The sequence below is a fragment of the Gymnodinialimonas ceratoperidinii genome, from assembly GCF_019297855.1.
Classification (GTDB): Bacteria; Pseudomonadota; Alphaproteobacteria; order Rhodobacterales; family Rhodobacteraceae; genus Gymnodinialimonas; species Gymnodinialimonas ceratoperidinii.
Genome location: NZ_CP079194.1, coordinates 867,112 through 880,812, shown reverse-complemented (window position 1 = coordinate 880,812; position 13,701 = coordinate 867,112). Strand labels below are relative to the sequence as shown.

The 13,701-nt window shown below is 64.6% G+C and carries 15 protein-coding genes; 5 read left to right on the top strand and 10 right to left on the bottom strand.

The genetic code is table 11. From position 1 onward, the window contains the following. The first annotated feature begins 201 nt into the window (after positions 1-201). The gene (locus KYE46_RS17580; RefSeq protein ID WP_219003706.1) at positions 202-369 is read left to right on the top strand and encodes a YHYH domain-containing protein; all 168 of its coding nucleotides are present in this window, start codon (positions 202-204) and stop codon (positions 367-369) included. 85 nt (positions 370-454) lie between these two features. On the opposite strand, the gene odhB is transcribed toward KYE46_RS17580, so the two are convergent. The 10 genes from odhB to KYE46_RS17535 form a co-directional block, all read right to left on the bottom strand. After that, the gene (odhB, locus tag KYE46_RS04280; RefSeq protein WP_219003705.1) at positions 455-1,999 is read right to left on the bottom strand and encodes a 2-oxoglutarate dehydrogenase complex dihydrolipoyllysine-residue succinyltransferase; all 1,545 of its coding nucleotides are present in this window, start codon (positions 1,997-1,999) and stop codon (positions 455-457) included. Between the two features lie 5 nt (positions 2,000-2,004). Continuing rightward, positions 2,005-4,959 (bottom strand): 2-oxoglutarate dehydrogenase E1 component, encoded by a 2,955-nt coding sequence (locus KYE46_RS04275; RefSeq protein WP_219003702.1) that lies wholly within the window; start codon positions 4,957-4,959, stop codon positions 2,005-2,007. A gap of 79 nt (positions 4,960-5,038) precedes the next feature. Further along, positions 5,039-5,623: a DUF805 domain-containing protein gene (locus KYE46_RS04270; RefSeq protein WP_219003701.1), complete on the bottom strand. Its 585-nt coding sequence runs from the start codon at positions 5,621-5,623 to the stop codon at positions 5,039-5,041. Further along, entirely contained in the window at positions 5,620-6,147 is a 528-nt protein-coding gene (locus tag KYE46_RS04265) for a hypothetical protein (RefSeq protein ID WP_219003700.1), read from the bottom strand. Before KYE46_RS04265 ends, KYE46_RS04270 begins: the two co-directional genes overlap by 4 nt. A gap of 3 nt (positions 6,148-6,150) precedes the next feature. Continuing rightward, complete coding sequence (gene sucD, locus KYE46_RS04260) at positions 6,151-7,032, bottom strand: succinate--CoA ligase subunit alpha (protein ID WP_219003699.1); 882 nt, start codon at positions 7,030-7,032, stop codon at positions 6,151-6,153. Between the two features lie 112 nt (positions 7,033-7,144). After that, entirely contained in the window at positions 7,145-7,669 is a 525-nt protein-coding gene (locus tag KYE46_RS04255; protein ID WP_247716908.1) for a succinyl-CoA synthetase subunit beta, read from the bottom strand. A gap of 138 nt (positions 7,670-7,807) precedes the next feature. After that, positions 7,808-9,001 (bottom strand): ADP-forming succinate--CoA ligase subunit beta, encoded by a 1,194-nt coding sequence (sucC, locus tag KYE46_RS04250; RefSeq protein ID WP_219003698.1) that lies wholly within the window; start codon positions 8,999-9,001, stop codon positions 7,808-7,810. Positions 9,002-9,365: 364 nt separating this feature from the next. Further along, positions 9,366-10,328, bottom strand: a complete 963-nt coding sequence (mdh, locus tag KYE46_RS04245; protein ID WP_219003697.1) for a malate dehydrogenase — start codon at positions 10,326-10,328, stop codon at positions 9,366-9,368. A 116-nt stretch (positions 10,329-10,444) separates the two neighbouring features. Continuing rightward, complete coding sequence (locus KYE46_RS04240) at positions 10,445-10,759, bottom strand: hypothetical protein (RefSeq protein WP_219003696.1); 315 nt, start codon at positions 10,757-10,759, stop codon at positions 10,445-10,447. Between the two features lie 124 nt (positions 10,760-10,883). Next, positions 10,884-11,015 carry a hypothetical protein gene (locus KYE46_RS17535; protein WP_283095208.1) on the bottom strand — a complete coding sequence of 44 codons (132 nt, stop codon included), beginning with the start codon at positions 11,013-11,015 and terminating at the stop codon, positions 10,884-10,886. Here KYE46_RS17535 and KYE46_RS04235 point away from each other — a divergent pair. Genes KYE46_RS04235 through KYE46_RS04220 form a run of 4 tightly spaced genes read left to right on the top strand, consistent with a single transcriptional unit; the run spans position 11,014 to position 13,677 of the window. Then, on the top strand, positions 11,014-11,895 hold the full coding sequence (locus KYE46_RS04235; RefSeq protein WP_219003695.1) for an HpcH/HpaI aldolase/citrate lyase family protein: 882 nt from the start codon (positions 11,014-11,016) through the stop codon (positions 11,893-11,895). The genes KYE46_RS17535 and KYE46_RS04235 overlap by 2 nt on opposite strands. Next, positions 11,892-12,446: an NnrU family protein gene (locus tag KYE46_RS04230; protein ID WP_219003693.1), complete on the top strand. Its 555-nt coding sequence runs from the start codon at positions 11,892-11,894 to the stop codon at positions 12,444-12,446. The genes KYE46_RS04235 and KYE46_RS04230 overlap by 4 nt, the downstream gene beginning before the upstream one ends. Positions 12,447-12,448: 2 nt before the next feature. Beyond that, positions 12,449-12,652 (top strand): DUF1737 domain-containing protein, encoded by a 204-nt coding sequence (locus KYE46_RS04225; protein ID WP_219003692.1) that lies wholly within the window; start codon positions 12,449-12,451, stop codon positions 12,650-12,652. Beyond that, positions 12,649-13,677, top strand: a complete 1,029-nt coding sequence (locus tag KYE46_RS04220; protein ID WP_219003690.1) for a MaoC family dehydratase — start codon at positions 12,649-12,651, stop codon at positions 13,675-13,677. The genes KYE46_RS04225 and KYE46_RS04220 overlap by 4 nt, the downstream gene beginning before the upstream one ends. Positions 13,678-13,701: the final 24 nt, after the last annotated feature.

The window sequence follows — 13,701 nt, the reverse complement described above, 5'->3', positions numbered from 1 at the left end:
GAGGAGCAGTGAGTGTTGTTTAACGGGCGATCGGCTTAAAGAATGTGGCTAAGAATCTATAAATCTCTCTGATTTTTATTTTTGCCTCCCTGTATACAGATACGAAAATTCTCTTTTCCTTTAATTTCTCCAGCCGTATTGCGCTAATAATCGTTAACGGAATAGGGTGCGGGAATTAAATATGATTGGGAGAAAAATACGATGAAGCTCATTTCTGCTGCGGCACTGGTTCTTGCTATGACCGCTCCGGCGATTTCCGCCCCTGCTCTTCTGCCGACGGCTTCGTCGGAAAGTGTATCTCACAGCGGTGGCCTGAATCGCTCTGGCTGCCACAATGAGACGCGCACGGGGGGCTATCACTGCCATTGACGAGAAAACCCGCCAGCACAGGCTGACGGGTTAAATTCTTAATAGAATTAAGTAGCCGCGCCATTAATTGGCGCGGCTATTTTCATTACAAGTCCATCAGCAATCGACGCGGGTCTTCCAGCGCTTCCTTCACGCGGACGAGGAAGGTGACGGCGCCTTTGCCGTCGACGATGCGGTGATCGTAGGAGAGCGCGAGGTACATCATCGGGCGGATCTTCACCTCGCCGCCGATGGCCATGGGGCGGTCCTGGATCTTGTGCATCCCGAGTATGCCGGACTGCGGCGGGTTGAGGATCGGGGAGGACATGAGCGAGCCGTAGACGCCGCCGTTGGAGATGGTGAAGGTGCCGCCCTGCATTTCGGCCATGGACAGCTTTCCGTCACGGGCGCGGGCGCCCTTCTCGCCGATGGCCTTCTCGATGTCGGCGAAGCTCATCTGATCCACGTCGCGGATCACCGGCACCACGAGGCCCTGGGGCGTGCCGGCGGCGATGCCCATGTGGACGAAGTTCTTGTAGACGATGTCGGTGCCGTCGATCTCGGCGTTGACCTCGGGGACTTCGCGCAGCGCATGGACGCAAGCCTTGGTGAAGAAGGACATGAAGCCGAGCTTCACGCCGTGCTTCTTCAGGAACAGCTCCTTGTACTCGTTGCGCAGCGCCATGACCTCGGTCATGTCGACCTCGTTGTAGGTGGTCAGGATCGCGGCGGTGTTCTGGGCGTCCTTCAGGCGGCGCGCGATGGTCTGGCGCAGGCGGGTCATCTTGACCCGTTCCTCGCGGCTTTCGTCCTCTGCGGCCACGGGCGCGCGGGGGGCCTGGGCGGCTGGCGCGGGGGCGGAGGATTGCGCGGCGGGGGCCTGGGCGGCCTTCATCACGTCTTCCTTCATGATGCGACCGTCACGCCCGGTGCCGGTCACCTGATCGGCGGAAATGCCCTTGTCGGCCATCAGCTTCTCGGCAGAGGGGGCATTGGCCACGTCCTTGCCCTCGGCACTGCCTTTCGACGCCGCAGGGGCCGCCGCGCCGGAGGTGGACGGGGACGCAGAGGCGGAGGCCGCCGCGCCGGATGCGCCGCCGATCACGCCGAGCTTGGCCGAAGCCTCCACGGTCGTGCCTTCCTCGGCGAGGATCTCGGAGAGCACGCCCGCCGCGGGCGAGGGCACCTCGACGGAGACCTTGTCGGTTTCCAGCTCGCAGAGCATCTCGTCCTGCGCCACGGTGTCGCCGACCTTCTTGAACCATGTCGACACGGTCGCCTCGGTCACGCTTTCGCCGAGCGTGGGCACCATGACGTCAACGGCCTCGCCCGAGACTTCCTCGCGCGGGTTGGACGCGGCATCGTCGCCTTTCGCGGCTTCCTTGGCCTTGGGCGCGGCCTTGCTGCCGGCGTCGCCTTCGCTGAGCGTGGCCAGAAGCGCATCGACGCCCACGGTCTCGCCTTCGGCGGCGACGATCTCTCCGAGGGTGCCGGCGGCAGGAGAGGGCACTTCGACGGTGACCTTGTCAGTCTCCAGCTCACAGAGCATCTCGTCGACGGCGACCGTATCGCCGGGCTTCTTGAACCAGGTGGCGACGGTCGCCTCGGTCACGGATTCGCCCAGGGTGGGCACACGAACTTCTACAGACATATCTCTTACCCTTCGATGGTCAGCGCACTATCGACGAGTGCTGCTTGTTGGGATTTGTGGGCGGAGGCCAGACCCGTTGCGGGCGAGGCCGAGGCACTGCGGCCCGCGTAGCGCGGGCGGGTGGTGTCGGCGCCGATGCGCGTCAACACCCATTCAAGGTTCGGCTCGATGAACGACCACGCGCCCTGGTTCTTGGGTTCTTCCTGACACCAGACGATCTTCGCTTTCTTGAAGCGCTCCAGTTCCTTGGTCAGCGCCAGCGCCGGGAACGGATAGAACTGCTCCAGCCGCAGCAGGTAGATGTCGTCGATGCCCCGCTTGTCGCGCTCTTCCAGCAGGTCGAAGTAGACCTTACCGGAGCACATCACGACCTGCTTGATCTTGTTGTCGGGCTTCAGCTCGGTGTCCGAATTGCCCTTTTGCGCGTCATCCCACAGCACCCGGTGGAAGCTGGAGCCGGTGGTGAAATCCTCGGCCTCGGAAACCGCCAGCTTGTGGCGCAGCAGGGATTTCGGCGTCATCAGCACCAGCGGCTTGCGGAAGTCGCGGTGGATTTGGCGGCGCAGGATGTGGAAGTAGTTCGCGGGCGTGGTGCAATTGGCGATGATCCAGTTGTCCTGACCGCACATCTGCAGGAACCGCTCCAGCCGGGCGGAGGAGTGCTCGGGCCCCTGCCCCTCGTAGCCATGGGGCAGCAGGCAGACGAGGCCGGACATCCGCAGCCATTTCGATTCACCCGAAGAGATGAACTGGTCGAACATGATCTGCGCGCCGTTGGCGAAATCGCCGAACTGAGCCTCCCAGAGCGTCAGTGCGTTGGGTTCGGCCAGCGAGTAGCCGTATTCGAACCCGAGCACCGCGTATTCCGAGAGCATCGAGTCGATGACCTCGTAGTGCGCCTGCCCCTCACGGATGTGGTTCAGCGGGTAGTAGCGTTCTTCGGTATTCTGATCGATCAGGCCCGAGTGGCGCTGGCTGAAGGTGCCGCGCGTGCTGTCCTGACCGGAGAGGCGGACGGGGTAGCCCTCGGTCATCAACGAGCCGAAGGCCAGTGCCTCACCGGTGGCCCAGTCGAAGCCCTTGCCGGTCTCGAACATCTTGGCCTTGGCATCGAGCAAGCGGCCGACGGTCTTGTGCAGGGCCACCCCCTCGGGCGCGGTGGACAGCGCGCGGCCGACCTCGGCGAAGGTCTCGGGCGCGATCGCGGTGGTGCCGCGGTCGTATTCGCCCTTCTCGCGATCCAGATGCGACCAGCGCCCGTCGAGCCAATCGGCCTTGTTGGGCTTGTAGTCCTTGCCGGCATCGAACTCGTCGCTGAGGTAGTTCTGGAAGGTGGCCTTCATGTCCTCGATCTCGCCCTCGGGGATGAGACCGTCCTTCACGAGACGTTCGGTATAGAGTTGCAGCGTGGTCTTCTGCGCCTTGATCTTCTTATACATGATCGGGTTCGTGAACATGGGCTCATCGCCCTCGTTGTGCCCGAACCGGCGGTAGCAGAAGATATCGATCACCACGTCCTTGTGGAACTTCTGGCGGAATTCGGTGGCCACGCGGGCGGCGTGGACCACGGCTTCGGGATCGTCGCCGTTGACGTGGAAGATCGGCGCTTCGACCATCAGGGCAATGTCCGTGGGATAGGGCGAGGAGCGCGAGAAATGCGGCGCGGTGGTGAAGCCGATCTGGTTGTTCACTACGATGTGCAGCGTGCCGCCGGTGCGATGCCCGCGCAGGCCCGATAGGCCGAAGCCCTCGGCCACGACGCCTTGGCCCGCGAAGGCCGCGTCGCCGTGCAAAAGCACGCCCATGACCTTGGTGCGCTCGGTGTCCTTCTTCTGGTCCTGCTTGGCGCGGACCTTGCCGAGAACCACGGGGTTCACCGCTTCGAGGTGCGAGGGGTTGGCCGTCAGCGAGAGGTGCACGGTATTGCCGTCGAACTCGCGGTCGCTGGAGGCGCCGAGGTGATATTTCACGTCGCCGGAGCCGTCGACATCCTCGGGCTTGAACGACCCGCCCTGAAATTCGTTGAAGATCGCGCGATAGGGCTTCGCCATCACGTTGGCGAGCACCGAGAGGCGGCCACGGTGGGGCATGCCGACGATGATCTCTTCGATGCCGAGCTGGCCGCCGCGCTTGATGATCTGCTCCATCGCCGGGATCAGGCTTTCGCCGCCATCCAACCCGAAGCGCTTGGTGCCCATGTATTTGACGTGGAGGAATTTCTCGAAGCCCTCGGCCTCCACCATCTTGTTGAGGATCGCCTTACGGCCCTCCTTGGTGAAGTGGATTTCCTTGCCGTAGCCCTCGATCCGCTCCTTCAGCCAGGCGGATTGCTCGGGGTCGGAGATGTGCATGTATTGCAGCGCGAAGGTGCCGCAGTAGGTGCGGCGCACGATCTCGATGATCTGGCGCATCGAGGCCATTTCAAGCCCGAGGACATTGTCGATGAAGATCGGGCGATCCATGTCGGATTCGTCGAACCCGTAGGAGGCGGGGTCGAGCTCGGGGTGCGGGGTCTGGTCGCGCATGCCGAGCGGGTCGAGGTCGGCCACGAGGTGGCCGCGGATACGGTAGGCGCGGATGATCATCAGCGCGCGGATCGAGTCGAGCACGGCGCGCTGGACCTGATCGTCGGTCAGCTCGACGCCCTTGGCTTCGGCCTTCTCCTTGATCTTCTTGCCCGCTTCCTTGCCCTCGGCCGCGACGGGATATTCTCCGGTCAGGGCGGCGGTGAGGTCATCGCCCGGCATCGGCGGCCAGTCGGCGCGCGCCCACGAAGGGCCAGAGGCGGGCGCTTCGGCATCCTCGGCATCACCGAGCTGCGCGAAGAAATCGGCCCATGCCGCGTCCACGGCGGCAGGGTCCTTGGCGTACTGGGCGTAGAGCTGCTCCAGATAGGCCGCGTTGTGCCCCTGCATGAAGCTTGAGGCGTGAAGCTGGTCGTTGGGGGATTGGTCATTCATCGGGCTGATCCTCGGTTGAGGGGAAAACGGGGGGCGGTCAGGGGCAGGAAGCCGGGAGAGCAATGCCTTCGCGTTCGGGTCATGCGAGCGGGTCCTCTCCGTATTTGTTGGGACCTTCGGTGCCCTTGCTGGCCATCCAGATGATGATCAGCAGGCTCGGCAGGGTCTGGAGGCCCGAGAGGATCGACGACAGCCGGTTCATGTCATCCATCTGGGCAAGCATCTCGTTGATCTCAACCGTCGAGGCGGCGGGATCGAAGGCGATGCGCATCATTTCGGCCGATTGCGGGCCCATGATGCCGAAGGTGATGAAGGACATCACCGTCACGAAGATCACGGTGGCGACGTACCACCAGCCGGGCCAGTTGCAATCATGCATCCGCCGCACGCCAACGGCGATCAGCGGCAGGTAGTTCAGCAGGTACCAGAACGTCGTGATCGGCATGATCCGGATGTAGAAATCGCTGACCGAGCCGAAGCTTTCGACGAGGAAGGGGCCGATCTGGTCCATCGGCGGCCAGAAGATCAGGAAATCCAGAACGAAGGTGACGAGCGAGCCCAAGGTCACGAAAAGGACGTACCACCAATAGGCCGAGCGTGGAGAGCGGCCATGGAAGTTCAGGCATTCGACGATGTTGGAGCGGATCGCCTCGGTCATGGTCATGGCGTGTCACCCGAAAAGATCTCGGCGTGGCAGGCCGTCATCCGCGCCCAAGCGGTTTCGCGGTAGGCTGCGGCATCCTCGGCCAGTGCCTCGTCGCGGGCCGTTTGCGCGGCGGCCATTGCCGGGGCGACGAGGGCCTGGCTCTCGGGGTAGTCGGTGTCGGTGTAGCGGCTGGCACGGCGGCGCATCTGCTCGAACCTGTCTTCGAAATCGGCGGTAAAGGCAGGCGCGGCGGCGGGGTCCGCCTCTGCCTGCGCGTGCAGATGTTGATGGAGCGCGACCGCCTCGGCCCAACAGGGCACGAAGACCTCGGGCGGCACCTGTTCCATCGGGTCCGACGCGCCATTGGCGTCGTCGTAAAACTCCCTCTCGGACAGGTAGATCGCCCCGGCCCCGACACCCGCGACCGCCGCGAAGACCCCTGCGAGCAGGAGCTTTTCGCGGAGGTCACCCTGCCCGGCGTCACGGGTCCGGACCGAGCGGTCCGGAGCCTGCCGTTCAGGAGTGCCGCGGTCGTGCGCCATTGCTTAGCCGATCGCCTTCAGCACGGCCTCGCCGAGCGTTGCGGGGCTGTCCGCCACGACGATACCGGCCGATTTCATCGCTTCGATCTTGTCGTCGGCGCCGCCCTTGCCACCGGCGACGATGGCGCCCGCGTGGCCCATGCGGCGGCCCGGAGGCGCCGTGCGGCCGGCGATGAAGCCTGCGGTGGGCTTCCAGCGGCCCTTCTTCTTTTCGTCGGCGAGGAACTGCGCCGCCTCTTCCTCGGCGGAGCCGCCGATCTCACCGATCATGATGATGCTCTCGGTCTCATCGTCGGCCAGGAACCACTCCAGCACGTCGATGTGCTCAGTGCCCTTGATCGGGTCGCCGCCGATGCCGACGCAAGTGGACTGGCCGAGGCCCACGTCCGTGGTCTGCTTCACGGCCTCGTAGGTCAGCGTGCCGGAGCGCGAGACCACGCCGCAGGAGCCGCGCTTGTGGATGTGGCCGGGCATGATGCCGATCTTGCAGGCGTCGGGCGTGATCACACCGGGGCAGTTCGGACCGATGAGCTTAGAGGAGGAGCCTTCCAGCGCCCGCTTCACGCGCATCATGTCGAGCACCGGGATGCCTTCGGTGATGCAGATGATCAGCTCCATCTCGGCGTCGATCGCCTCGAGGATCGAGTCCGCGGCGAAGGGCGGCGGCACGTAGATGACGGAGGCGTTGGCCTCGGTCGCGTGCTTGGCCTCGTGGACCGAGTTGAACACCGGCAGATCGAGATGCGTCATGCCGCCTTTGCCCGGCGTCACGCCGCCGACCATCTTGGTGCCATAGGCAATCGCCTGCTCCGAGTGGAAGGTGCCTTGGGAGCCGGTGAAGCCTTGGCAGATCACCTTGGTGTTTTCATCAACGAGTACGGCCATCGGGGCCTCCTGTGGTCGTTTGGATTACGAATTGTGTCATGGGACGAGGCTCCGTGCGGAGCCGCCATGGGTGAGTGTCTGGTGCAGGGCGCGTCGGATCATCGGCGCGCCCCTATTTGTCCGGGTCGCGCGGGGTGAGCCGCTCGACCATCAGGAAGGTTTCGGTGCCGTTGGGCCCCGGTCGCGTGCCGACATGGACCACGGCAACGCGGTTCGGGTTCAACTGCCGCGCCGCCAGCAGATCGGTGCCTTCGGTCGGCTGGTAGCTGTCGGGCACGGGCGCCTCGGTATCGATCCCCTCGGCAATCAGCCCGCCGATGGCGGCCTCCACCGCCAATGCGCCATGGGCGCCGTCGAAGGCCACCTCGCAGCGCCGGTCGGTGCCCTCGGTCTGCGCGCGCCCCGTGACCGGAGACTGCGGCCCGCCCGAGAGCGGATCGAGGTCGTAGAAGTCCACCCGCGCGCCGGTCGAGGCAAGAACCTCCTGCGCCCGCTCGGCCGTCATGAAGGGGCTGAAGCAATGGTCGGCGAAGGCCTGGCTGGCCCGCGTCGCCACGGCGTCGCCCTGCGCGACGGCCGGCAGAGGCGCCAGAAGCGCCACTGCGGTGAGGATGGAGGTCAGGGGAATGCGTGTCACGATGGGTCTTGCGCCTCCGTCATCATGGCGCGCGGCGCAAAGGCCGCCCGCCCCCGGAAGCTGCCACGCAGCCCCCGTGCCGGGCCAATGGCCCCCGCGCCCCGTCCGAGCGCGATCTGGAGGTCGCACCCCACCGGGTCAGCCCTTGACCGCCTTCACGATCTTCTCGGCGCCGTCCTTCAGGTCGTCGGCGGCGATCACGTCGAGACCGGAGGAGCGGATGATCTCCTTGCCCTTCTCGACGTTGGTGCCCTCGAGGCGCACGACGAGCGGCACCTGCAGGCCGACTTCCTTGACGGCGGCGATGACGCCCTCGGCGATGATGTCGCAGCGCATGATGCCGCCGAAGATGTTCACGAGGATGCCTTTGACCTGTGGGTCCGAGGTGATGATCTTGAACGCCTCGGTCACTTTCTCCTTCGTGGCGCCACCGCCCACGTCGAGGAAGTTGGCGGGCTCAGCGCCGTAAAGCTTGATGATGTCCATCGTCGCCATGGCGAGGCCCGCGCCGTTGACCATGCAGCCGATCTCACCATCCAGCGCGATGTAGTTGAGGTCGTACTTGGAGGCCTGAAGCTCCTTGGCGTCCTCTTCCGTCTCGTCGCGCAGGGCGGCGATATCGGCATGGCGGTAGATGGCGTTGCCGTCGAAGGAGACCTTCGCGTCCAGCACCTTGAGGTTGCCCTCGTCGGTGAGGATCAGCGGGTTGATCTCCAGCATCTCCATGTCCTTCTCTTCGAAGGCCTTGTAGAGCTGACCCATCAGCTTGACGCATTGCTTGACCTGCGCGCCTTCCAGCCCGAGGGAGAAGGCAACGCGGCGGCCGTGGTAGGGCTGGTAGCCGGTGGCCGGATCGACGGAGAAGGAGAGGATCTTCTCGGGCGTCGCCTCGGCGACTTCCTCGATGTCCATGCCGCCTTCGGTGGAGCAGACAAACGAGATGCGGCTGGTCTGGCGATCGACCAGAAGGGCCAGGTACATCTCGGTCTCGATGCCCGAGCCGTCTTCGATGTAGATGCGGTTGACCTGCTTGCCCGCGGGGCCGGTCTGGTGGGTGACAAGGGTCCGGCCGAGCATTTTCTTGGCTTCGTCCGCCGCTTCCTGCGCGGATTTCGCGAGGCGCACGCCGCCCGCTTCGCCGGCGTCGGCTTCCTTGAAGCTGCCCTTGCCGCGGCCGCCCGCGTGGATCTGAGCCTTCACGACCCAGAGCGGCCCGTCCATTTCGCCGGCCGCGGTCTTGGCCTCTTCCGCGCGCAGCACAACGCGGCCGTCAGACACTGGAGCGCCATATTGCGCGAGGAGGGCTTTCGCCTGGTACTCATGAATGTTCATGAAAAAAGTCCATTCTTTTGGTCATGTTCGGCCCACGTAAGCACATCCCGCCAGAGCAATGGAACGGCAATTTGCCATGTTACATAGGATTTGCGATAGAAAGCGACATTTGTGATCACGGACATTTTTGTGTGATCACAAAACGCTCGATGGCGGCGGCGGACCGCCTGCGAAGCGGCGTCTGGCAGGTGAGTCGGCGGCGGTTTGCCGCCGGGTGGGCCTGCGACTCGGGTGGTGAAGCCGGCGCGGGAGGCGTCCGACACGGCAGAGGGAGGTGGCGCTTTTGCGCAAACGAAAACGGCCGGGCGAGGTGCCCGGCCGTTTCGACTTTGCAAAGGCCGGCGAGACGCCCTGCCCTGTGGGATCAGGCAAGCGACTCGTCGATGGATTTGCACGCATCGACAAGGCCGTTCACGGCGGCGACGGAATTGTCGAACATCGCCTGCTCTTCCTTGTTCATCTTGATGTCCACGATCCGCTCCACGCCGCCGGCGCCGATAACGGTGGGGACGCCCACGTACATGCCCTTGAGGCCAAGCGCGCCGTCCACGTAGGCGGCACACGGCAGAACGCGCTTCTGGTCCTTGAGGTAGGCTTCGGCCATCTCGATCGCGGAGGTCGCGGGGGCGTAGAAGGCGGAGCCGGTCTTCAGGAGGCCCACGATCTCGGCGCCGCCGTCACGGGTGCGCTGAACGATGGCGTCCATCTTCTCCTGCGTGGTCCAGCCCATCTCGATCAGGTCGGGGAGCGGGATACCGGCGACGGTGGAATAGCGGGTCAGCGGCACCATGGTGTCGCCGTGGCCGCCCAGAACGAAGGCGGTGACGTCCTTCATGGAGACGTTGAATTCGTCGGCGAGGAAGTGGCGGAAGCGCGCGGAGTCGAGCACGCCTGCCATGCCGCAGACCTTGTGGTGCGGCAGGCCGGAGAATTCGCGCAGCGCCCAGACCATGGCGTCCAGCGGGTTGGTGATGCAGATCACGAAGGCGTCGGGGGCGTTGTCGCGGATGCCTTCGCCGACGGATTTCATCACCTTGAGGTTGATGCCCAGCAGGTCATCGCGGCTCATGCCCGGCTTGCGGGCGACACCGGCGGTGACGATGCAGACGTCGGCGCCGGCGATGTCGGCGTAGTCGTTGGTGCCGGTCATCGTGGCATCGAACTTCTCGGAGGGACCCGATTCCGCGATGTCGAGGGCCTTGCCCTGCGGCACGCCTTCCGCGATGTCGAAGAGGACGACGTCCCCCAATTCTTTCAGCGCTGCAAGGTGGGCAAGGGTGCCACCGATCTGTCCCGCGCCGATGAGTGCAATTTTGGGTCTAGCCATATCTCAAGATCCTCGGATTCAGAGTTCTGTCGCGCGGAGGGGTAGCCGCAGCGCGGCACGGACGCAAGGGAGCCCTTGCCTGACAGCCTGATCCGGTGGCCGATCCGAGGCCTTTGCTAGAGGTCTTCACCGGGAATGGCAGGCGCCATCTGCGCGAAATGCCGGCCCGCCGCCATCAGGCACATCGTGCCGTCGGCAGAGGTGACGGCAATCGTCCAAGACCCTGTTTCTGCTGAAACATAAACCTCCACGATGCGGTTCTGGTTGGCCAGCCCCATGCCGTGGACTTCCTCTCCATACCGGCCGGTAAGCTCGTTCACGATGATGCTGCGATCGGCGCAGAGCATGTTCACACGCTGATTTTGCGCCTGCGACGGTGCGGCGGTCATGACCACCAGTACGATCCAGGCAAGGAGTGCGAATCTATTCATAGCAATCGTCCCTTTCCGATGCGGGACGCGCCATGATCCAGATTGAAGCGACCCGGTCCCAAATGGACCCCTCTCCAATCTTGCAGCACCTCTGCGGGGTGCCTGACCTGTCGAGTATGCAGGCTCATCCGTTAATATTTGATGAAATCGCCACGAAATTTTGTTGCGCGATGTTCTGCATTGCAGCAAGACCCTTGCGCTCGCGTCGCTCATGTGGTCCCAAAAGGGCCAATTCAGCAACCGCGGTGACCGCCATGACCCAGACCCCCTCGCCTGTTTCGTCTCAACCCTGCCGGTCCGTGCTCTATATCCCTGCCTCGCGCGCCCGCGCGATGGAGAAAGCGAAGACGCTGGCCATCGACGCGATCATCTTCGACCTCGAAGACGCCGTGGCCGCCGACGAAAAAGCCGCCGCGCGCGACACGCTGACCGAGACGTTGAGCGCCGGTGGATTCGGGCCGCGGATGCAGATCGTGCGAATCAACGGCTTCGACACCGCCTGGGGCGCGGATGACCTGGCGACCGTGGCCCGCGCCGCCCCGCAGGCGGTCCTGCTGCCCAAGGTGAACAGCGCGCGCGACATCGAGGCGCTGGCCAAGCTGCTGGAGGCCGATCCGAAGACCCGGGACACGCAAATCTGGGCGATGATGGAGACGCCCCTCGGCATCCTGAACGCGGCGGAGATCGCCGCCGCGCCGCGGATGGCGGGTTTCGTGATGGGGACGAATGACCTTGCCAAGGACCTGAACGCGCGCAGCCGCGCGGCGATGGTGACCTCCCTGCAGCTTTGCCTGCTGGCGGCGCGGGCCCATGGGATCTTCTGCGTCGACGGCGTCTACAACGCGTTCAAGGACGAAGACGGGTTGCGCGCGGAATGTGCGCAGGGCCGTGACTTCGGGTTCGACGGCAAGACCTTGATCCACCCCGCGCAGGTGGCGGTGGCAAACGAGATCTTCGGTCCCTCCGCCGAGGACATCGACCTTGCCCGACGCCAGATCGACGCCTATTCCGAAGCCATCGCCAAGGGCGAGGGGGTGGCTGTCGTGGACGGCAAGATCGTGGAGAACCTGCACGTCGAAACCGCCCGCGCCACCTTGGCCAAAGCTGACGCTATCGCCGCATTGGAGGCATCATGATCTACTGGATTCTACTTATCGCCGGGGTTGCTCTCTGGTCCGGCGCGCACCTGTGGAAGCGCGTGGCGCCCGCCTCTCGCGCCCGGCTCGGAGACAAGGGCCGGGGCATCGTCGCCCTGCTGAGCATCGCCGCCATCGTCTTGATGGTGATCGGCTATCGCGGGGCTTACGGCCCGGTCTGGTGGGGCCGCTCGCCGGCGCTGGTGGGGATCAACAACCTGCTGATGATCTTCGCCTTCTACCTGTTCGCCGCCGCCGGGGCGAAGACCTGGATCACCGGCAAGATCAAGAACCCGCAGCTGACCGCCTTCAAGATCTGGGCGGTGGCGCATCTGCTGGTGAATGGCGACCTTGCCTCTTTCGTGCTGTTTGGCGGGCTGCTGGCCTGGGCGGTTGTCGAGGTGATCGTGCTGAAACGCCACGGAGAGCCGTGGACGCCGCCGCACCCGGTGCCGGTGCGCAAGGAGATCACCACCGTCGTCGCCACGATCGTCGTCGTCATCGTCGTCATGGGGCTGCACTACGCCCTCGGCGCACAACCCTGGGGATAGAGATGCTGATTTACCGCTTGCTGACCGAGGATGATTCCTCGGAATTCTGCCACAAGATCTCGGACGCGCTGGCCAAGGGCTGGGTGCTCCATGGCGACCCCACCATGTCCTTCGATGCGGCGCGGGGCGTCATGCGCTGCGGGCAGGCCGTGGTGAAGGACATCGACACCCCCTATTCGCCGGACATGAAGCTGGGCCAGCAATGAGCAAGACGAACGCGGGCTACTTCTTCGAGGATTACCGGGTCGGTCAGGTGCTGACCCACGCCACGCCGCGCACGTTGAGCGCGGGCGACGTGGCGCTCTACCAGGCGCTCTACGGGCCGCGTTTCGCGCTGCAGTCCTCGGGTGACGTGGCCGAGGCGAGCGGTCTGCCGCGGGGGGTGGTCGACGATCTGATCACCTTCCACACGGTCTTCGGCAAGACGGTGCCGGATATTTCGCTGAACGCGGTGGCAAACCTCGGCTATGCCGAGGGACGGTTCCTTTCGCGGGTGCAGGCAGGCGACACGATCCGCGCGGAATCCGAGGTGATCGGACTGAAGGAGAACTCCAACGGCAAGACGGGGATCGTCTGGGTCCGCACGAAGGGCTTCGCCAACGGCGACCGTCCGGTGCTGGAATACGTGCGTTGGGTCATGGTGCGCAAAGGCGACGTCACTGCGCCCGCGCCCGAGACAATGGTGCCGGAGCTAGCAGAGGCCGTTGCGGCAGAGGCGCTGCAGGTGCCCGAGGGGCTCGACTGGTCGGATTTCGATTTCGACAGCAGCGGCGAGCCTCACCGGTTTGGCGATTACGCGGTGGGCGAGGTGATCGACCACGTGGATGGTGTGACCCTGACGGACCCCGAGCACATGATGGCGACGCGTCTGTGGCAGAACACGGCGAAGGTGCATTTCGACGTGACGGCGCGACCCGACGAGCAGCGGTTGATCTACGGCGGGCACATCATCAGCCTCGCGCGCGCGCTGTCGTTCAACGGCTTGGCGAACGCGCAGTTGCTGGCGGCAATCAATGGCGGCGCCCATGCCAACCCCGCAGTGGCGGGCGACACGATCCGCGCGTGGTCCGAGGTGCTGGATACGGCGCGGACAGAGAACCCGAGCGTCGGCGCACTGCGCTTGAGGCTTGTGGCGACGAAGGGCGCGCCGGGCGCTTTGCGGGGCGAGGATGGCAAGTACCTGCCCGAGGTCTTGCTTGATCTCGATTACTGGGCGTTCATCCCGATCTGAGGATATGTGCGCTCACGCACTAAT

Excerpts from the sequence above, each read along its gene's own strand:
- KYE46_RS04270 (WP_219003701.1), bottom strand. The coding sequence starts at position 5,623 with ATGACCATGACCGAGGCGATCCGCTCCAACATCGTCGAATGCCTGAAC.
- mdh (WP_219003697.1), bottom strand. The coding sequence starts at position 10,328 with ATGGCTAGACCCAAAATTGCACTCATCGGCGCGGGACAGATCGGTGGC.
- sucC (WP_219003698.1), bottom strand. The coding sequence starts at position 9,001 with ATGAACATTCATGAGTACCAGGCGAAAGCCCTCCTCGCGCAATATGGC.
- KYE46_RS17535 (WP_283095208.1), bottom strand. The coding sequence starts at position 11,015 with ATGGCGGTCACCGCGGTTGCTGAATTGGCCCTTTTGGGACCACATGAG.
- KYE46_RS04275 (WP_219003702.1), bottom strand. The coding sequence starts at position 4,959 with ATGAATGACCAATCCCCCAACGACCAGCTTCACGCCTCAAGCTTCATG.
- KYE46_RS04225 (WP_219003692.1), top strand. The coding sequence starts at position 12,449 with ATGCTGATTTACCGCTTGCTGACCGAGGATGATTCCTCGGAATTCTGC.
- KYE46_RS17580 (WP_219003706.1), top strand. The coding sequence starts at position 202 with ATGAAGCTCATTTCTGCTGCGGCACTGGTTCTTGCTATGACCGCTCCG.
- KYE46_RS04235 (WP_219003695.1), top strand. The coding sequence starts at position 11,014 with ATGACCCAGACCCCCTCGCCTGTTTCGTCTCAACCCTGCCGGTCCGTG.
- KYE46_RS04220 (WP_219003690.1), top strand. The coding sequence starts at position 12,649 with ATGAGCAAGACGAACGCGGGCTACTTCTTCGAGGATTACCGGGTCGGT.
- odhB (WP_219003705.1), bottom strand. The coding sequence starts at position 1,999 with ATGTCTGTAGAAGTTCGTGTGCCCACCCTGGGCGAATCCGTGACCGAG.
- KYE46_RS04230 (WP_219003693.1), top strand. The coding sequence starts at position 11,892 with ATGATCTACTGGATTCTACTTATCGCCGGGGTTGCTCTCTGGTCCGGC.
- KYE46_RS04240 (WP_219003696.1), bottom strand. The coding sequence starts at position 10,759 with ATGAATAGATTCGCACTCCTTGCCTGGATCGTACTGGTGGTCATGACC.
- sucD (WP_219003699.1), bottom strand. The coding sequence starts at position 7,032 with ATGGCCGTACTCGTTGATGAAAACACCAAGGTGATCTGCCAAGGCTTC.
- KYE46_RS04265 (WP_219003700.1), bottom strand. The coding sequence starts at position 6,147 with ATGGCGCACGACCGCGGCACTCCTGAACGGCAGGCTCCGGACCGCTCG.